Below are 14,660 nucleotides of genomic sequence, written 5' to 3' on the forward strand. Positions count from 1 at the left end.
CCTAACGCAGTGCATAATAGAAAAGGCCAGCTTCGAGAGCTGGCCTAATAACTGTCAACCTATATTAGGACGACACATTAGGACGGTCATGGAAAGCGCGCGGCGATTTATTGCCGCAAAGGATGAAAGATGATTGAAACAGAATTTAACATTGGGGCATTACATTTAGCTGCGTTAGATAATCAAGGTGCCGGCAAAGTCGTACTTGGTTTACACGGCTACTTGGATAACGCAGAGAGCTTACGGCTGTTAGCACCCTACCTACAAACTCACCGCTTTATTGCGCTAGACTTAGCTGGTCATGGTCGTTCTGGTCACCGTGCACTAGGCGCACATTACAATCAAGCTGATTACCTGCAAGACCTTTATGCGCTAATAGAATCTCAAGAGTGGGAAGAAGTCATTTTATTAGGACATTCTCTCGGCGGAATACTAGCGAGCCTTTTCGCTGCACTTTTTCCGGAAAAAGTCACTGCTGTAATAAGTATTGATGCTTGTGGGCCGCTTACCGAAACTGAAGAAACAACCGCAGCACAAATGCGTGACGCAATAATGAGTCGTCACGCGAAGTCGCGAAATAAACTGCGAATCGTTGATTTAGACGACGCAGTGAAAGCCAGGTGCAAGGTATCCGATATTCCTGCCGAACACGCGCGTTCTATTTTATCGAGAAATTTGACCCAAGATGCGGGGGGACATTGTTTCTGGTCGAGCGACCCGAAGCTTCGTACAAAATCTACATTAAGACTCACAGAAAAACAGGCAGAATCGCTAATGCGTGCTATTGTATGCCCAATTCTTTTTATTGGTGCATCTAACAGCTTTAAAAACCTTGAGACTGTTTTCCCCAATCGCAAGGAGTGGTTTTTAAATGCGCAATACGAACAATTAGTAGGCGGTCACCATATTCACATGGAAAATACTGACGATGTAGGGGTATTAATTCGTCATTTTGTTGAGCAATTGTAAATTGTGCCGTTTATTTTTTTTTACACATCCTATACTATTCGCAAGTTATCAGACCAGTTATATAAGTGCAGCTCCCCATGCACTTATAAAATAGTATAAGAATAAAGTAGAGGAGGTTTTGGTGGAAAAAACCTGGCTTAAGCATTACGACCCTCGCGTTTCCGCAGAAATTGATGCCGATCGTTACGCATCTGTAGTAGACATTTTCGAGCAGTCGGTAAAGAAGTTTAAAAACAAAGAAGTCTTCATTAATATGGGGCATTCAATCACGTTTGAAGAGTTAGATACTTTATCAGCTCAGTTTGCTGCTTATTTGCAAGCAAGCGGACTAAAACGCGGTGATGCTGTGGCAATCATGATGCCCAACCTTCTTCAATACCCTGTTGCCATGTTTGGTATTCTGCGCGCAGGGATGGTTGTGGTTAATGTAAATCCTCTCTATACAGCTCGTGAGTTAAAGCACCAACTAAATGATGCTAATGCGAAAGCCATCGTTATTGTTGAAAACTTCGCGTGTACTCTAGAAGAAGTCATCGCAGATACAAATCTACAAGAAGTCTTTCTGACCGCTTTAGGCGATATGCTTCCGGCACCTAAGCGCTGGATCGTGAACGCAGTAGTGAAGTACGTTAAAAAGATGGTGCCTTCGTTTAATCTTCCTGAAACGACATCGTTTATGTCGGCGGTTAAAAAAGGGCAATCTCTTGAATATAAACGCCCAGATATCGATAGCGGCGATTTAGCGTTTCTTCAATACACAGGTGGCACGACTGGAGTTTCTAAAGGTGCCATGCTTACTCATCGCAATATGGTGGCTAATCTTGAGCAGGTCTCGGGAATTTTAGAAACAGTGATTGAAGAAGGCGAAGACTTTGTTGTTACCGCGCTTCCGCTCTACCATATCTTTGCGCTACTGGCGAACTGCTTGATGTTCGTTAAATACGGGTGCCGTAACTTGCTTATCACCAACCCGCGTGACATGCCGGCTTTTGTAAACGAACTTAGCAAATATCCGTTCACCATTTTACCTGGTGTAAATACCTTGTTTAATGGCCTGTTAAATACGCCTGGATTCAGCGAACTTGATTTCAGCAAGTTTAAGTTTGGTTTAGGCGGCGGTATGGCTGTTCAGCGCCCTGTTGCAGAAAAGTGGGAAAAGGTCACTGGTACAGTGCTTCTTGAAGGATACGGGCTAACAGAGTGTTCGCCTGTGGTAGCGGTTAACCCACCACAGATTGAAGCTTATAAAGGCGCAATCGGTATGCCTGTTCCTTCTACAGACATTAAGCTTCTTGATGACGACGGTAATCCTGTTGAAAAAGGTGAGCCTGGTGAAATGTGGGTGAAAGGCCCTCAGGTAATGAAAGGATATTTGAACCGACCAGAAGCGACAGAAGAAATTCTAAAAGACGGTTGGTTAGCCACAGGTGACATCGCAACGGTAGATGATGAAGGTTACTTCTATATTGTTGACCGTAAAAAGGATATGATCCTAGTTTCAGGCTTTAACGTGTTTCCTAACGAGATTGAAGAGGTGGCTGCAATGCATGAGAACATTGTTGAAGCAGCTGCGGTTGGGGTTCCTCATGAAGTCAGTGGTGAAGTTGTGAAATTATTCGTAGTTCGAAACAGCGACTCACTTACTGAAAAAGACGTTATCGCGCATTGCCGTAATCACTTAACGGGTTACAAAGTGCCTAAGCAAGTTGTTTTCAAAGACGACTTACCAAAAACCAATGTAGGTAAAATACTGCGTCGGGAGCTTCGAGACTAATTTCGTTGAAATAGTTTTGTGAAAGCCGGCGTAAGCCGGCTTTTTTATTACTGTGCAAAAATATGCAATATCAATTAATTACAACATCTGAACAACTCGAAAAAGTGTGCACTGCCGCACAGCGTCAAGAGGCGGTAGCCTTAGACACCGAATTCGTAAGAACGAAAACCCTCACTCCTCATTTAGGCCTTATCCAGCTCTATGATGGCCATCAGCTGGTACTCATTGATCCGCTCGCCATAGACAATATGCAGCCATTTATCGATCTCATGGAGAATACCGAAGTCGTAAAAGTACTGCACTCGTGTTCTGAAGACATTGAGGCGTTCCTTACCGCTTTTGATACCGTACCAACGCCTGTGTTCGACACGCAGCTTGCGGGAAGTATTTTGGACATGGGACCGTCACTTGGCTATGCAAAGCTTGTAGAGTTGCTGTGTGATATCAGTTTGGACAAAGGGGAGTCGCGAACCGATTGGTTAGCCAGACCTCTACGTGAAGCGCAGCTTAGCTACGCAGCGAATGATGTGCTGTATTTACTGCCTTGCTACCAACAGTTAGCCAGTAAAGTACAAGAGGCGGGGAAAGTGCACTGGATTTACCAAGAGATCGCTTTGCTAGTTGATAAGAAGCGCGCTCAAATGCCTGAAGATTTTGCGTACTTAAGCATTAAGAATAACTGGCGATTGAACAGCGAGCAGCTCACCGTATTACAGGCACTAGCGGCATGGCGCTTGAATACCGCACGAAAAAAAGATCTGGCCCTAAACTTTGTGTTCAAAGAAGGGCATTTGTTTGAAGCGGCGCAGCGTCTTATCGATAGTAAATCTGGCCTTTCGCGTATTAACGGCGTGAATCATCAATCGGTACGCCGCTACGGCGACACCATCATCACGCTAATTGAAGAGGCGAGAGCAAAGTACGCGCAAACACCAGAAAAGCTCAGGCTTCCGGTTGTGCTGCGGTTAATTGATATCGCCAAGTACAAAAAAACGCTGGCCGAGCTTAAAGTTATCAGCGACCAGATAGCGAAAGACAATGCAGTAAATAGTGACGTTATTGCCTCTAAAAAACAGCTGAATCAACTGTTAAAATGGTACTGGTTTTCGGTTGATGAAACCCGCGTGCAGGGACTAATGCCCGATGTACTGTCGACGTGGAGAGAGCCATTGTTTCGCTCACACGTAACCCGTTTACTTGGCGACGCTCCGGCCCAATAGTGCTTTAAAAGCAATATGGGTGAGCAGTATTGGCGAGAGGTGTATGTTCTCTGGCCAATTAAATCTGCATAGTGACCCCAAAAGAACTAAACAAACGAATTAAGAAAGAGCAAAAATTCTATGTTATGCGCAGTTTATAAAACGCGAAAGAAAGACGGCATGTATTTGTACGTGCCAAAGAAAGACCATTTTGAAGACGTGCCAGAGCCGCTTATGGCAAAGTTTGGTCGTCCAGAGCTAGTGACTATCATCGCCCTAGAAAAGCGCGAGAAACTTGGCATGGTTGACAAGCAAAAGCTTATCGACGAGCTTAATGAAAAAGGCTTTTACCTTCAAATGCCGCCAAAAGAAGATAACTTGCTAGAGCAACACCGTGAATCTCTTGGGCTGTCAAAAACGCCCGATAAGAAGTTTTAAATTTCCATGTTATTAAAGACTCTAAACCGCTTAGTTAACCGAATTATCTTTATAGCTAAGCGTAAAAACCGTAGCTTATTTCCTCAACCGCGCAATATTGCCCTAGTTTTATCGAGTATAACCTTAAGCTTTTCACTGACAGTTCATGCCGAAAATCAACCAAGTAATGACAGTGAGCTTAGCGAGACGGGCTTCAAAAGCTATGTTGCTCAACTGAAAAAAGAAGCGGCCGAAAAGGGCATAGATAAGACTAAGTTAGACTTGGCGTTTGCTGACATTACTTTCAGGCCCACGGTCGTCAAGTCTGACAAAAGCCAGCCAGAGAAAAAAATTACGTTAGATGATTATCTAGCAACGCGAGTACCCGACTGGAAAGTGAAGCAGGCGGTTGAGCAGTACAATGAACACAAAGTACTGCTTGACGAAATTGCTCAAAAATATGGGGTTCAGGCCCGCTTTATTGTTGCGCTGTGGGGTAATGAGTCTAACTTTGGTAAAATTCAGGGCAACTTTAGTGTGCTGTCTGCACTGGCATCTTTGGCGTATGAAGGGCGAAGAGAAAAGCTGTTTAAAGACAATTTTTTTGCGGCACTTCAGATTCTAGATGAAGGGCATATCTCTGTAGAGGCGCTTAAAGGCTCTTGGGCCGGTGCGATGGGACAAACACAGTTTATGCCCATATCCTTTCTAAATTACGCAGTGGACTACGACGGCGACGGCAGAAAGGATATTTGGGGGACCAAGGCAGACGTATTTGCGTCAATCGCCAACTATCTATCATCTGAAGGTTGGGATAGTGAAGGGACGTGGGGACGCCAAGTAATACTAACCAAACCAGTACCTTTTTCAGGGTTAGCGAAATCTAACATGAAGCCGTTGGCCTTTTGGCAGCAGAATGGCGTCAAGCGCTACAACGGAAATGAACTCCCCAATGCAGAAATCAGTGCATCGCTTATTATGCCAGATGGTGAGCAAGGTCGAATTTACTTGGTGTATAACAATTTTCACACACTGATGAAGTGGAACCGCTCGTCATACTTTGGCGTTTCGGTTGGGTATTTATCAGAGCGGATAAAACGAGGTTACTAATGGCTTATCGTCACATCGATTCTCAAGGCAATGAAATATCACTACCCGTTAGTAAAGTAGTGTGTATAGGTAGAAATTACCTCGACCACATTCAAGAAATGAATTCTACCGTATCTGAAGCACCCTTGCTGTTTATGAAGCCAAAGTCTGCCTTATGTTATATGCAGAAGCCTATTGCCATTCCTACCGACAAAGGCGAGTGTCACAACGAGCTTGAAGTCGCTGTGCTGCTAAAATCATCATTGAAGAATGCAAGTGTAGATGACGTAAAAGCCGCGATATGGGGTATTGGACTTGGTCTCGATTTAACCCTTCGCGAGGTTCAAGCCGAGCTTAAGAAGCAAGGCCAGCCTTGGGAAAGAGCGAAGTCTTTTGACAACAGTGCTCCGCTGTCAGGCTTTGTGCCGTTAAGTGAAATAGAAAACTTGGAAGACCTGCGTTTTACCTTAACCATAAACGGGGTGGTTAGACAGCAGGGACATACCGAGCTGATGCTGCACAAAATCATCCCACTTATCGCCCATATGTCATCTATATTTACGTTAGACAGTGGTGACGTGATTCTTACAGGCACGCCCAAAGGGGTAGGTAAGCTTTGTTCGCAAGATACGATTGTTGCAACGCTAGACAATCATTTAACCGTGGAAACTGAGGTAATAGCAGAATGACGGCAGCGTTTTGGGAAACCAAATCTTTAGAGGAGATGACCCAAAAGGAATGGGAATCACTTTGTGATGGATGTGGTAAATGTTGTCTGCAAAAATTTATCGATGATGACGCGGTAGAAGAATACGAAGTGACCGACCACATTAACGATAATGAGAAGATTCACTATACCAATATTGTGTGTACGTATTTGAACACAAAAAAATGTGAATGTACCCAATATGAAAGGCGCACAGAGCTGGTGCCTGATTGCGTGAAGCTGACAAAAGAGAATCTGAAGGATATCTTTTTTATGCCAAATAGCTGCACCTATCGTCGCCTTTATGAGGGAAGGGGCATACCGTCGTGGCACCCATTGTTAAACAAGGGGAAGAAACACGTGATGCACGCAAAGGGCATGTCGGTACGCAACAAGACTGTTTTTGAAACCGATGTGGATTTAAATAACTTTGAAGACTATATAGCCATTTGGCCTTTAGAAGACTTAGATTAACGCGCAGAACGCGCGTTAATTGCCATTAACAATCGCATAAAGCAACGCATCGCGCCCGAATACGCGTTTGCGACAAAGCCCTTCTTTTGTACCACCAATTCGCTCTGCTACACGTATACTTGCCTTGTTGTTAGGCTCTATAAAGCATTCCAATCTATGCAAATTCATTTGAGAGAACGCAAGCTTCTTCAAGGCTTCACAAATCGCGGTAGCTAAACCTTTTCCGCACGCATCTGGTCTGAGCCAGTAGCCAAGATTAGCGGTAAGGTGCGTGTGGTGAATATGATTGATAATGCCCATACCTAAGCACTTTTCGTCGTGCATTAGCAAGTAGGTAAGTCCATAGCCTGTATCTCGTGCTTTTTCCATGTTGGCGATGCACTGCTTGGAGAGTGCAGGCGTAACAGGGCAAACCGCTGAACCAAACCAAGGTTTTACGTGATGGATAGACTGTTGCCCAGCCTCACAAAGCGCATAGCAGTGTTTCTCCGCAATGCGCTGAATGGAAATGGGGCCTTGCTCCGTATGTATTGGAGGTAGGCGTGACGGTAGAATGGATAAGTCGATCAAAAGGGTTTCTTATCCAATAATCGACATGCAAACACAATAGCGAATACAGCAAAGTAGGCAGCAAAAATAATCTGCATCCACTCAGCCATCCCCATAGACAAAAACTGCCATGAATCTTCTAAACAGTCACCTTCAGCAGCAAATACAGCGGGTAGCCACTCGTGAAGTTGTAACCACGAAGGGAAGTTTGGCACAATTTCGCAGCTGGCAAAAAATGGGTTCGCAGCATTGAGAATGCCAACGTGTTCTTTGGCAATTAAGAAGCCCCATCCTGCAGATACAGCCCAACCAGCGAAACCAAGCATGCGTGTAAAGCCATTGTTTTTAATAACGACAATAAGTGCTGACAACACAATACCGTACATGGCGGTTCGTTGATAAATGCACATAATGCACGGCTTTAAACCCATGCCATACTGAAAGTAAAGCGCAGCAATTTCTAATGCCAATGACGTGGCGAAAAGCACAAGCCATGAAGACTTGTGCTCTGCCCATTGGCTAATGCTGTGAATGATTCCGCGCATAGACTAGTGACCTACCGCTTGAGCACCCGCTTCAGCAGCGGTGTGGTGTTCAATGAGGTGCATGTCGTAAAGCACCTGAGTAGCATCAGCAAGTCCAATGTAAGTTGCTAACAAACCAACGATGGTCAGCACGATGGTATATGGCAATGCCATCATAACCATACGGCCGTACGACAAACGAAGCAGTGGCGCGATGGCTGAGGTCAGCAAGAATAGGAAAGCAGCTTGACCGTTTGGTGTTGCCACACTGGGTAAGTTGGTTCCCGTATTGATTGCTACAGCAAGCATATCGTACTGGTCACGTGTGATTTGACCGGCCTGTAGAGCAGCTGTTACTTCAGTGATATAAACAGAGCCCACAAACACGTTGTCACTCACCATCGAAAGCACACCGTTAGCAAGATAGAACATAACCATTTGCGTTTCGCCTTCAAACGACAGTACCCAATGGATTACCGGCTGGAAAAGGCCTTGGTCAATGATAACGGCTACTACACCAAAGAATACGCAAAGTAATGCGGTAAATGGCAGTGCTTCCTCGAACGCTTTTCCAAGTGCGTGTTCTTCGATAACACCGCTCATAGAAGTAGCAAGTACAATAACTGACAGACCAATAAGACCCACTGACGCCATGTGCGTTGCAAGACCAATGATTAACCAAACACCTATTAGTGCTTGTACTACCAGCTTAGCGGTTTCACGCTTACTGCGGCCCTTGTCCATATGGTCGTTATAGTCGACCAAGATCTGTCTTACCGCTGCAGGTAATTTTGCGCCGTATGAAAACATACCGGTTTTTTCCAGAATTACGGTGGTAAGTAGTCCAAATACGAATACTGGGATAGTAACAGGTGCCATACGGATGAAAAATTCAACGAAGTCCCAGCCGGCCTTGTCTGCAATAATCAGGTTTTGTGGTTCACCTACCATGGTCATAACACCACCAAGGGCAGTACCTACCGCTGAGTGCATCATAAGGTTGCGTAGGAAAGCTCTGAAGTCTTCTAAGTCGTGGCTTCCCAGCTCGTCGTCGCTTGTGTGGTCGTGATCAGAATGAAACTCCTTGCCCGACGCTACTTTGTGATAGATAGAGTAAAAGCCCAGACCTACACTGATTATTACTGCAACAACCGTTAATGCATCGAGAAACGCCGATAGAAATGCAGATGCAAAAATAAACGATAGGGATAAAATTAGCTTGTTGCGAACCTTAATCACCAATTTGGTGAACAAGTACATAAGCAGGTCTTTCATGAAGTAAATGCCCGCTACCATGAATACCAATAGCAATAACACTTCTAAGTTAACTTCAATCTCATGCATCATATGGCCAGGCGATGTCATGCCTATAAACATCGCTTCGATGAGAAGCAGGCCGCCTGGTTGAAGCGGGTAACATTTCAATGCCATCGCTAAGGTAAAGATGAATTGGATTACAAGCGTCCAGCCCGCTACATATGGGTCCACCATAAAGATAAAGGGATTAACAATGAGAAAGGCAATAATGGTTTTTTTATACCAGTCGGGCGCATGTCCCAGGAAATTCTTATAGATCGCCGCGATCATTGAGGTTTGCATGAGTTCCTGTTCCTTTTACAACAAAGCACGCGTTTTTGCGCATCTTTATACTGTGTAGTTCCGGTTATTGCATACATAAACTGCTGGCGCTATGCGATTTATTTCGCCTTACCGCGGTTTTGCTGCTGTCATTATAGTCGGAAATTAAGCGTACATGATATTAACGTCTTGAGAAAGCAATTCACAGACCCCACCATGTGAAAGTCACTGAATATTTATCACTTTTTTTATGATAGTTATCATTGAATTTGAAAATACGTAATATTTCGAACATAAAATGTACAAGCAGTGTTTAATGGTGTTTGAAATAACACTTTAATTTTAACAAGTTGTTAAAAGCTTTAGTGGACGAGGCATAATTCATTGTGATAATAAAACAGCATCTGGTACAATCAGTTGCAAAATAACAATAACGTGCAGGCGATTAGTTATGATTTATAAGGCACAGAGTCCAGCTGGATTCGCCGAAGAATATATTGTTGAATCTATTTGGAGTGGAAGATTTCCACCTGGCACCATTTTGCCTGCAGAAAGAGAGCTTTCTGAGTTAATTGGTGTAACGCGTACTACACTGCGTGAAGTACTTCAGCGTCTAGCTCGTGATGGTTGGTTAACAATTCAACACGGTAAGCCGACCAAGGTTAACAATTTCTGGGAAACGTGTGGGTTAAACATTTTAGAAACTCTCGCTCGTTTAGACCAAGAAGGGATCCCTGAACTGGTTGATAATTTATTAGCAGCGCGCACTAATTTAAGTGCGGTTTTCATTCGAGGCGCAATTCGAAACAACCCTCAAGAGTCTGCTGAAATTATTGCCCGTTATAAAAATGTGGAGCAAGAAGGTTTAGCTTTTGCCCAGTTCGACTATCAAATGTCACATGACTTGGCGTTAGCGTCTAACAATAACGTATTTGTTTTGATGATGAACGGTTTCCGTGGTTTGTACTCGCGTATTGGTGGCTATTTCTTCTCGCACCAACAAGCACGCGACGTGGCAAACAAGTATTACGCAGACTTGCTTGATGTTGCTGAGAAAGGCGAATACGACCGTGTCCCTGTAGTAGTTAGAAAGTACGGTATAGAAAGTGGAAAGGTGTGGCTTGCTATTCGTGATGACATGCCTAAGGATTTGGTCGACTAAACACTAGGCTGCCAAGGGCTGTTGGTTTCCATACGACGACTTTTACAATAAACAACAAAAGCGCCGCATTATTTCTGAATATGCGGCGTTTTTTATCGCTTTCTACTAACGCTCGTTGGTGAATTTACAGCGATGAAACACAGTTTCACATATCTTGTAACATTTTAACCCTTACTTAGTCTCATTCGCGTTAAGTAACGCTAGACCCTAAATCGTATTTATATATACTCACTTTACTTATAAACTTCGCTTAGTTTAGCTGCTTTCTTAAATCTTCAATGATCAAAAGTCGATTGTCTTCAATCGCTTGGCGGTAAACAAAGCGCCAATAAAAGTGCACAACAGGAATAATAATGAAATATCTATGGATAGCACTTGCCGCAGGTGGCTTGGTAGCAGGCTGTGGCGTCGAAAATAAAACTGAAAATCCTCAACAAGTAGCTGAAAGTGCAGCGCCATCCGTTATGCTAAATACTCAAGTAAGTGCGCCTGTGGCGAAAAAAGTGCCGCATGAAATGACCGCGCATGGTGTCACCCGTAATGACAATTACTATTGGATGCGTGATGACTCCCGCACCGACGAAGAGATATTGTCCCATTTAGAACAAGAAAACAGCTATGTTGAGACTGTTTTGGCTCCTCTTAAGAAAAACCGAGAAGCGCTTTATGAGGAGCTCGTGTCTCGGATTGAGAAGGACGACTCAACCGTTCCCGTTCTCGACAATGGTTACTGGTACTACACCAGCTACTCAGGTGAAAACGAGTATCCTATTTATTTAAGAAAACCTTCACTTGACGCTGAACCGCAAGTATTGCTTGATGCAAACCGAATGTCTGAAGGGCATGATTATTTCAGTATTGGCAGTTATGCGGTGAGCAGCAACAACAAGTTGCTTGCGTATTCTGAAGATACGCTTAGCCGACGCATCTACACTGTGTATGTCAAAAGCCTAGAGAGTGAAGAAAAGCTTGATGACGTATTAGAAGGTACATCTGGAAGTGTAGTTTGGGCGAACGACAATACCCACCTCTTTTACGTGAAGAAAGACCCGCAGACTCTTTTGGGATACCAAGTCTATCGCCATAAATTGGGCACGTCTCAAAGCGAAGATGTTTTAGTTTATGAAGAGAGCGACCCTACCTTTTATACCTATATCAGTAAAAGTAAAGACGATAGTGTCATATACATTCACCATGACAACACCGAAAAAACAGGTGTGACTTTGATTGATGCGAATAACCCAACGTCTCAAACAAAAGTATTCTTGCCAATTGAAGACGGACAAGAATACAGTGTAGCAAAAGCGAGTGACGGTTATTTTGTGTTGACTAATATTGGTGCGAAGAATTTTAGAGTGATGAAAGCACCATCAGACGCCACTAACGATGTGTCGAAATGGCAAGAAGTGATTGCACATCGTCCAGACGTTTTCCTTCAAAGTATTGAAGTAATGAACAACCACTTAGTGGTTAAAGAAAAAGAAAACGGGATGCTGCGCTTGGTCGTTCACAATCTGACGACAAACGAAGAGAAAGTTATTCCAACTCAAGATCCAATTTACGGTGCGTATTTTAATGCAAACCCTGAAATGGATACCAATAAGCTTAGAATTTATTACAGCTCGTTGACCACGCCTGGTTCTATCATTGATATCAACTTAGATACCCTTGAAAGCGAGGTGATGAAACAAACCCGTGTATCTGACACTTTTGACTCCTCTCTCTATGCCTCTGAGCGCGTGATGATTGAAGCGAGAGACGGTACGTCGGTTCCCGTTTCGATAGTTTATCGCAAAGATAAGTTTAAGAAAGACGGTACCAATCCATTATATCAATACGCCTATGGCTCATACGGTTCGACTGTAGACCCAACGTTTAGAAGCAGCTGGTTGTCTTTGATAGACAGAGGTTTTGTTGTCGCGATCGCACACATTCGCGGAGGTCAAATGTTGGGGCGCGAGTGGTATGAAGACGGCAAAATGCATCAGAAAATAAATACCTTTACTGACTTTATTGACGTTTCAAAAGGACTTATGGCAAAGCAATACGCAGACAAAGACCGCGTCTTTGCTATGGGCGGCAGCGCGGGTGGCTTATTAATGGGCGCAATCGTAAATTTGGCACCTGAACTCTATCAAGGTGTGAGCGCGCACGTTCCATTTGTTGATGTAGTGACCACGATGAGCGATGCGTCTATTCCGCTGACTACCGGCGAATATACCGAGTGGGGTAACCCAGCCAACAAAGCTGAGTTTGACTATATGCTTTCCTACTCGCCTTACGATCAGATTGAAGCAAAAGACTATCCACATATGTTGGTCACAACCGGACTACACGACTCACAAGTGCAGTACTTTGAGCCAATGAAGTGGGTGGCGAAGCTAAGAGAATACAAAACAGACGATAATTTACTGCTATTCAAAACCGACATGGAAGCGGGTCACGGTGGAGCTTCAGGACGTTTCAAACGATTCGAGTCTACCGCGCTTGAATATGCGTTTGTATTGCATCTTGCAGGTGTTCCACTCTAACTTTACAACTACCTTTTTAAAACCAGTCTCCTCTGGTATTTCGCCCGAGCAAGTTAGCGCTTTTTCGGGCATTTTTATTTTTTTGTGTTTTTAGTATGCGGATTCTAATTGTTAATCGTAAAGTAAAGCCATGGTGTTGAAATACACTCTCATTTAGCATTCATAGGAGCTGAACATGACGACTACTGACACAATTAAAGGTAAAATCAACGAAGCCGAAGAAATGGCACGTAAAATTTGGTTAGCAGGCCTAGGCGCTTATGGTAAGAGCGTTGAAGAAGCGCAGGGGCGTTACGAGAAGCTAAGCGAAGAAGCGAACAAAATGTTTGACGAGCTAGTGACAAAGGGCGAAACGCTAGAAGAAGACGCAAAGAGTAAGTTCAAATCTACGACTAACGATGTTGAAAATCGCGTTGCAGACGTGCGCAAGAAGCTTGGCCTTGATTCAGAGCCAGCTGATCAGCGCATCGAAGAGCTTTCAGCAAAAATCGATGCCTTGACTGAAGCGGTTGCAAAGCTAGCTGCCAGCAAGTAAAACGGTTTTCCTTCCGGGCACCATTTTGTGGTGCCCTCCATGCAGTTTTCATAAGCTTTTCAGTGCTGAAAGTGCGTGTTAAAAGCTGCAATTGAGTGACAGCGAAGCATTTTTACAAAGTTCAATGACTGTAGAAACCGTTTTATGCTGTCATGCTTAGTAAATCTCCGTATTGGAGGCGTTATGAGCAACAAAAAAATTTCATCTACAGAATCTGTGTCGACAGTCGATCAAGATTCATCAGTACTTAACGGTACTGCTACTTCACCTCTTAAATCGTCCCCTCTATTTGGTTGGCTTTACGCTGGCTCAGATTTGTTATCGGCGAAATTAGACCACGCTGTAGGCGTTGTTAGTCAGAAAATTGATGACACGCAAGAAACCATAAATTCGATGCAGGCGAAAGGGCTTGAGGTTGAAAGCGAGTTAAGACGAACACTTAATCCCTTTGCCTTGGTTGATGCTGCTCAGAAATTAGTGGCGTCAACGCCGCTTTTTTCTGCATTCTCAGGCGGCCAGAAGCGCCAGCAAAAAGAGCAGCAGCTTGAACTATTAAGCGCAAAAGTTGATTTGCTTGTAGAGCAGGTAGCCCTTTTAGCTGCGAAAGAGGCGGCTAAAAAAGCAGAGGCGAAAAGCGCCGTTAGCAAGACTGCAGCGCCCAAGAATACCTCACCAAAGTCTACGCAAGCAACGAGGAGTACATCGACAAAGTCGTCTTCGACCGCTTCTTCAACTTCTCGTGCTCGCAAAGCCAGTACAACCAAATCGGCATCTGCATCATCAAGTACGACTAAAAAAGCTTCTGCGGGAACAACTAATAAGCGTACTGCGGCCAAATTGACAACTACTAAGAGTGCGGCACAAAAGAAAGCGGCTAGTGCAGAAGCAACGTCGACTAAGAGCGCGACTGATACAACCAAGAACGACGAATAAAAGCACTTCCTAAAGATAAACCTCGCTTTCGGCATGAGCGCCAATTAACTACATATGTGGTTAATTGGCGCAGCTTCGTCCAGAAACGCTTTAGATAGACATAGTGATAGCTATAGCTAAGTTTAGTTTTACATTTTCTTGAGAGGTGTTTTGTAGAAGTTGTACTATGAGCTTTTATTGAAGTGAAACTTCAATTTTTCCATCACAAACTTCACGTAAC

At 44.0% G+C, this 14,660-nt stretch carries 14 protein-coding genes; 11 read left to right on the forward strand and 3 right to left on the reverse strand.

The features are described from left to right. The first annotated feature begins 129 nt into the window (after positions 1-129). The 7 genes from QME20_RS14675 (at position 130) to QME20_RS14705 (ending at position 6,628) form a co-directional block, all read left to right on the forward strand. The gene (locus QME20_RS14675; protein WP_281716158.1) at positions 130-969 is read left to right on the forward strand and encodes an alpha/beta hydrolase; all 840 of its coding nucleotides are present in this window, start codon (positions 130-132) and stop codon (positions 967-969) included. 121 nt (positions 970-1,090) lie between these two features. Next, complete coding sequence (fadD, locus tag QME20_RS14680; RefSeq protein ID WP_281716159.1) at positions 1,091-2,743, forward strand: long-chain-fatty-acid--CoA ligase FadD; 1,653 nt, start codon at positions 1,091-1,093, stop codon at positions 2,741-2,743. 62 nt (positions 2,744-2,805) lie between these two features. Next, on the forward strand, positions 2,806-3,963 hold the full coding sequence (gene rnd, locus QME20_RS14685; RefSeq protein ID WP_014950004.1) for a ribonuclease D: 1,158 nt from the start codon (positions 2,806-2,808) through the stop codon (positions 3,961-3,963). A 120-nt stretch (positions 3,964-4,083) separates the two neighbouring features. Then, positions 4,084-4,380 (forward strand): YcgL domain-containing protein, encoded by a 297-nt coding sequence (locus QME20_RS14690; RefSeq protein ID WP_239301781.1) that lies wholly within the window; start codon positions 4,084-4,086, stop codon positions 4,378-4,380. Positions 4,381-4,386: 6 nt separating this feature from the next. Further along, a complete protein-coding gene (locus tag QME20_RS14695; protein ID WP_281716160.1) occupies positions 4,387-5,469 on the forward strand; it encodes a lytic murein transglycosylase in 1,083 nt (360 codons plus the stop codon). Then, complete coding sequence (locus QME20_RS14700; protein ID WP_281716161.1) at positions 5,469-6,137, forward strand: fumarylacetoacetate hydrolase family protein; 669 nt, start codon at positions 5,469-5,471, stop codon at positions 6,135-6,137. The genes QME20_RS14695 and QME20_RS14700 overlap by 1 nt, the downstream gene beginning before the upstream one ends. Next, positions 6,134-6,628: a YcgN family cysteine cluster protein gene (locus tag QME20_RS14705; RefSeq protein ID WP_014950000.1), complete on the forward strand. Its 495-nt coding sequence runs from the start codon at positions 6,134-6,136 to the stop codon at positions 6,626-6,628. Before QME20_RS14700 ends, QME20_RS14705 begins: the two co-directional genes overlap by 4 nt. A gap of 15 nt (positions 6,629-6,643) precedes the next feature. On the opposite strand, the gene QME20_RS14710 is transcribed toward QME20_RS14705, so the two are convergent. Genes QME20_RS14710 through nhaB form a run of 3 tightly spaced genes read right to left on the reverse strand, consistent with a single transcriptional unit; the run spans position 6,644 to position 9,300 of the window. Beyond that, positions 6,644-7,198, reverse strand: coding sequence for a GNAT family N-acetyltransferase (locus QME20_RS14710; protein ID WP_075177519.1), 555 nt, complete (start codon positions 7,196-7,198; stop codon positions 6,644-6,646). Then, positions 7,195-7,722: a disulfide bond formation protein DsbB gene (gene dsbB, locus QME20_RS14715; protein WP_014976923.1), complete on the reverse strand. Its 528-nt coding sequence runs from the start codon at positions 7,720-7,722 to the stop codon at positions 7,195-7,197. Before dsbB ends, QME20_RS14710 begins: the two co-directional genes overlap by 4 nt. A gap of 3 nt (positions 7,723-7,725) precedes the next feature. Then, positions 7,726-9,300, reverse strand: a complete 1,575-nt coding sequence (nhaB, locus tag QME20_RS14720; protein ID WP_014949997.1) for a sodium/proton antiporter NhaB — start codon at positions 9,298-9,300, stop codon at positions 7,726-7,728. A 430-nt stretch (positions 9,301-9,730) separates the two neighbouring features. On the opposite strand from nhaB, the gene fadR reads away from it, so the two are divergent. The 4 genes from fadR to QME20_RS14740 all read left to right on the forward strand — a co-directional run bounded on the left by fadR (position 9,731) and on the right by QME20_RS14740 (position 14,440). Next, positions 9,731-10,441 (forward strand): fatty acid metabolism transcriptional regulator FadR, encoded by a 711-nt coding sequence (gene fadR, locus QME20_RS14725; protein ID WP_014949996.1) that lies wholly within the window; start codon positions 9,731-9,733, stop codon positions 10,439-10,441. Between the two features lie 353 nt (positions 10,442-10,794). Continuing rightward, positions 10,795-12,972 (forward strand): S9 family peptidase, encoded by a 2,178-nt coding sequence (locus QME20_RS14730; RefSeq protein WP_281716162.1) that lies wholly within the window; start codon positions 10,795-10,797, stop codon positions 12,970-12,972. 175 nt (positions 12,973-13,147) lie between these two features. Beyond that, positions 13,148-13,507, forward strand: a complete 360-nt coding sequence (locus QME20_RS14735; RefSeq protein ID WP_014949994.1) for a phasin family protein — start codon at positions 13,148-13,150, stop codon at positions 13,505-13,507. A 183-nt stretch (positions 13,508-13,690) separates the two neighbouring features. Next, positions 13,691-14,440 (forward strand): hypothetical protein, encoded by a 750-nt coding sequence (locus tag QME20_RS14740; RefSeq protein ID WP_281716163.1) that lies wholly within the window; start codon positions 13,691-13,693, stop codon positions 14,438-14,440. The last annotated feature ends 220 nt before the right edge of the window (positions 14,441-14,660 follow it).

The organism is Alteromonas sp. CyTr2, assembly GCF_947311905.1.
Classification (GTDB): Bacteria; Pseudomonadota; Gammaproteobacteria; order Enterobacterales; family Alteromonadaceae; genus Alteromonas; species Alteromonas macleodii.

Coding starts and splice junctions, on each gene's coding strand:
- QME20_RS14675 (WP_281716158.1), top strand. CDS start 130: ATGATTGAAACAGAATTTAACATTGGGGCATTACATTTAGCTGCGTTA.
- rnd (WP_014950004.1), top strand. CDS start 2,806: ATGCAATATCAATTAATTACAACATCTGAACAACTCGAAAAAGTGTGC.
- QME20_RS14690 (WP_239301781.1), top strand. CDS start 4,084: ATGTTATGCGCAGTTTATAAAACGCGAAAGAAAGACGGCATGTATTTG.
- QME20_RS14695 (WP_281716160.1), top strand. CDS start 4,387: ATGTTATTAAAGACTCTAAACCGCTTAGTTAACCGAATTATCTTTATA.
- QME20_RS14700 (WP_281716161.1), top strand. CDS start 5,469: ATGGCTTATCGTCACATCGATTCTCAAGGCAATGAAATATCACTACCC.
- QME20_RS14705 (WP_014950000.1), top strand. CDS start 6,134: ATGACGGCAGCGTTTTGGGAAACCAAATCTTTAGAGGAGATGACCCAA.
- dsbB (WP_014976923.1), bottom strand. CDS start 7,722: ATGCGCGGAATCATTCACAGCATTAGCCAATGGGCAGAGCACAAGTCT.
- nhaB (WP_014949997.1), bottom strand. CDS start 9,300: ATGCAAACCTCAATGATCGCGGCGATCTATAAGAATTTCCTGGGACAT.
- fadR (WP_014949996.1), top strand. CDS start 9,731: ATGATTTATAAGGCACAGAGTCCAGCTGGATTCGCCGAAGAATATATT.
- QME20_RS14730 (WP_281716162.1), top strand. CDS start 10,795: ATGAAATATCTATGGATAGCACTTGCCGCAGGTGGCTTGGTAGCAGGC.
- QME20_RS14735 (WP_014949994.1), top strand. CDS start 13,148: ATGACGACTACTGACACAATTAAAGGTAAAATCAACGAAGCCGAAGAA.
- QME20_RS14740 (WP_281716163.1), top strand. CDS start 13,691: ATGAGCAACAAAAAAATTTCATCTACAGAATCTGTGTCGACAGTCGAT.